This window comes from Bacillus sp. LR--39 (assembly GCF_053613335.1).
Window position 1 is genome coordinate 1 of the sequence record NZ_JBSIOT010001576.1, and the last position, 521, is coordinate 521.

The following is a 521-nucleotide window of genomic DNA, read 5'->3' on the forward strand; positions in this document are numbered from 1 at the left end:
GTCTGCGGACAAGCTGGTGACATGGGTGGAGTCGCATGATACGTATGCCAATGATGATGAAGAGTCGACATGGATGAGCGATGATGATATCCGTTTAGGCTGGGCGGTGATAGCTTCTCGTTCAGGCAGTACGCCTCTTTTCTTTTCCAGACCTGAGGGAGGCGGAAATGGTGTGAGATTCCCGGGGAAAAGCCAAATAGGCGATCGCGGGAGTGCTTTATTTGAAGATCAGTCTATCACTGCGGTCAATAGATTTCACAATGTGATGGCTGGACAGCCTGAGGAACTCTCGAACCCGAATGGAAACAACCAGATATTTATGAATCAGCGCGGCTCACATGGCGTTGTGCTGGCAAATGCAGGTTCATCCTCTGTTTCTATCAATACGCCAACAAAATTGCCTGATGGCAGGTATGACAATAAAGCTGGAGCGGGTTCATTTCAAGTGAACGATGGTAAACTGACAGGCACGATCAATGCCAGGTCTGTAGCTGTGCTTTATCCTGATGATATTGAAATCA

The 521-nt window shown here is 48.0% G+C and carries 1 pseudogene; it reads left to right on the forward strand.

Features of this window, described 5'->3' with window-relative positions:
* A pseudogene (gene amyE / locus ACWHAR_RS31885) lies at positions 1–521 on the forward strand (alpha-amylase); the annotation flags it as partial.